General features: G+C 45.8%; 3 protein-coding genes. 2 read left to right on the plus strand and 1 reads right to left on the minus strand.

Features of this window, described 5'->3' with window-relative positions:
* Positions 1 to 84: 84 nt before the first annotated feature.
* Positions 85 to 1,770: a dihydroxy-acid dehydratase gene (gene ilvD / locus PX481_RS06965; RefSeq protein WP_002734426.1), complete on the minus strand. Its 1,686-nt coding sequence runs from the start codon at positions 1,768 to 1,770 to the stop codon at positions 85 to 87.
* Between the two features lie 643 nt (positions 1,771 to 2,413).
* Here ilvD and PX481_RS06970 point away from each other — a divergent pair.
* Positions 2,414 to 2,647, plus strand: coding sequence for a hypothetical protein (locus tag PX481_RS06970; protein WP_288094118.1), 234 nt, complete (start codon positions 2,414 to 2,416; stop codon positions 2,645 to 2,647).
* A gap of 4 nt (positions 2,648 to 2,651) precedes the next feature.
* The gene (locus PX481_RS06975) at positions 2,652 to 2,852 is read left to right on the plus strand and encodes a type II toxin-antitoxin system VapC family toxin (protein WP_002763255.1); all 201 of its coding nucleotides are present in this window, start codon (positions 2,652 to 2,654) and stop codon (positions 2,850 to 2,852) included.
* Positions 2,853 to 3,132 lie beyond the last annotated feature (280 nt).

Genomic DNA, 3,132 nt, shown 5'->3' on the forward strand with positions numbered 1-3,132 from the left:
ATCGATAAAACCCCACACCCTACACCCCACACCCCCCACCCTGCCCCCAGGAAAAGCTTTTTGCCGCAAACCCTAGTTATACTTTTAGAACAGATTCAAATCCGTTAAAGCGCCGAGACTGCTAGAGGAGACTAACTTGGCGAATTTGCCGAGAATTCCCGTTTTATAGCGTGGGGGGCGCGGTTGCCAATGGTGACGACGACGGGTTAATTCTTCCTCCGATACATTTAACTGCAAGAGACGCTGACGAGCATCAATAGTGATTTGATCCCCCTCCTCGACTAGGGCAATTGTACCACCCACCGCCGCTTCTGGAGCGACGTGACCGACCACCATGCCATAGGTTCCCCCGGAAAAACGACCATCGGTAATTAATCCCACGGAATCCCCTAAACCGGCGCCGATAATTGCCGAAGTGGGGGCTAACATTTCCCGCATACCCGGTCCGCCTACCGGTCCCTCGTAACGGACAACCACCACATCCCCGGCTTGAATTTTTCCGGCTAAAATTGCCTCTAAACAGGTTTCTTCCGACTCAAACACCCGCGCCGGTCCGGTGATGACCGGAGTTTTCACGCCGCTAATTTTGGCCACGGCCCCCTCTGTGGCCAGATTTCCTTTTAAAATGGCTAAATGACCCTCTTTATAGACAGGATTGCTAAAAGGACGGATAACATCTTGGCCTGAGGGCGGTTGGTCGGGAATATCGGCTAAAATCTCGGCGATAGTCTGACCGCTAATGGTGAGAGCATCCCCGTGTAGTAAACCATTAACCAGGAGAATTTTCATCACTTGGGGAATACCGCCAGCTTTATGCAGATCCACGGTAACGTAACGCCCGGAGGGTTTAAGATCGCAGATAACCGGTACACGCTGCCGGATAGTTTCAAAATCATCGATCGATAATTCTACCCCGATGGTGCGGGAAATGGCTAAAAGGTGCAGCACAGCGTTAGTGGAACCTCCCACCGCCATAATTACCGAAATGGCGTTTTCAAAGGCTTTACGGGTCAAAATTTGGCTAGGGAGAATCTGTTTTCTAACCGCCTCGACCAAAACCTTGGCCGATTCTTCGGTACTATCGGCTTTTTCCTCATCTTCGGCGGCCATGGTCGAGGAGTAGGGTAAACTCATCCCCATGGCTTCAAAAATGGAAGACATGGTATTAGCAGTAAACATTCCACCACAGGAACCGGCCCCGGGGCAAGCGTTGCGTTCAATTCCGATGAGGTCTTCTTCACTGATTTTACCGGCGCTGTACTGTCCCACGGCTTCAAAGGAACTGACCACGGTTAAATCGCAATCTTTGTAGCGCCCCGGTTTAATCGTGCCACCATAGACGAAAATAGCGGGAATATTCATCCGGGCCATGGCAATCATTGCCCCCGGCATATTTTTGTCACAACCCCCGATAGCGAGGACTCCATCGAGACTTTGTCCATTACAGACGGTTTCAATGGAATCGGCGATTACTTCCCTAGAAACGAGAGAATATTTCATCCCTTCTGTTCCCATGGAAATCCCGTCACTAATGGTGATAGTCCCGAAAAGTTGCGGCATTCCCCCCGCTAATCTGGTGGCTGCTTCGGCACGCATTGCTAAATCATTAATTCCCATGTTACAGGGGGTAATGGTGCTAAATCCGTTAGCGATGCCGATGATTGGTTTGCTAAAGTCCTCATCCCCAAAACCTACCGCTCTTAACATGGCCCGATTCGGACTGCGTTGGGTACCTTGGGTAACAATGCGACTTCTGTAGTTATCTGCCATAACTTTATCTTTCTCCAATGGCGGCTGATGTGTGCGATCGCTGCTCAAGTTCTCCAATCGCACCTTTATTTCTATTTTCTGACTTTTGGCCGCTCTGAGCAGGTTTTAGGACAGTCCATCTCTAAAGAAAATATAAAACTGTGGGAGTAATGAACTATTCCCCACCGCTTCGCCAAGGGGCGAGTTTCTGACGCTTCTTTGTCGATGGTGGTTGGTGCGGACGGTAATGATTTGGTAGTAGTGGTGTAGCCCTCTTGCTTGAAGTGTGTAAAATATTTGTAATAAAAACAATTGGCTCAAATCAGTTTTTAATGAAGCGGTGTTATCATTTTAGCATACTTAACTCAGATAAACCATAAAGGCTCTCCTAGAGTAGTTATGTAAAAATAGTAACAATCAAGGAAGATATTGAGACTTAAAGTTATCTCAAAAAATAGTTAGAATCCTTGGTTTGACAAGAAGATAGAAACTGTTATAGGCTAAAAGACATAGCTCAAGCCGAGTCTAAACTTAACATTTTATTATATAGGAAGGGGTTATGCTGTCACTCCACTGGCAAAATTGAGATGCTTCCAGAAAATATTTAAGGTAAAATTAGATAGACTATCTCCAAAACTTAATTAACAATTAGGAAACTAAGTCAATGCTACAATCAGTTAAAGGCATTTATAGACAAGGAAAGTTCGAGCTTTTAGAAACTCCCAATAACCTAGAAGAAAGTTCAGTTATTATCACATTTTTAGAAGATAAACCAATCCAAAAATATCCCAAATTAATGTGCTTTGGAATGTTCACGGGGGATTATCAATCTACAGAAGAAGATTTTTCATTCGCCGAATTTCAGGGCGATGCAGATGACCACTTAGATTGGTCTTAAACCGATGAAATATGTGCTGGATACTCACGCCTTAATTTGGTTTTTAGAAGGGAATCCCCGATTGGGAAAAAATGCCAAAACGATCCTTTCTGACCCGAACAGTGAATTAGTTTTACCGGCTATTGTTTTAGCTGAAGCGGCTTGGATTGTTGAGCGAGGCAGAACATCAATCCCTTCGGTTTTAGAATTATTTAGGGTTTGCTGAATAAATCTAAAAACCTTGTTGGATAGGGTTTTTAGACTTGTTTTCCCTCAAAAAGTGCCGACCTTTGGAGTGATTGGGGGGAAAATTCAGGTACTTTTTCCCTGAAAATTAGGTAATTGGCCACCTCAAAACCGGTAAAACCCCACACCCTGCCACCAGGGAAAACCTTTTCAGCAGACCCTAAGTAGGTAGGCGTTAAAAATTATCAGATGCCCCCCTTATTAAGGGGGGATTAAGGGGGGATCGGCACCCCCCTTATCAAGGGGGGCAGGGGGGATCG

It is taken from the genome of Microcystis sp. M53603_WE2, assembly GCF_030065435.1.

Coding starts and splice junctions, on each gene's coding strand:
- PX481_RS06970 (WP_288094118.1), top strand. CDS start 2,414: ATGCTACAATCAGTTAAAGGCATTTATAGACAAGGAAAGTTCGAGCTT.
- PX481_RS06975 (WP_002763255.1), top strand. CDS start 2,652: ATGAAATATGTGCTGGATACTCACGCCTTAATTTGGTTTTTAGAAGGG.
- ilvD (WP_002734426.1), bottom strand. CDS start 1,770: ATGGCAGATAACTACAGAAGTCGCATTGTTACCCAAGGTACCCAACGC.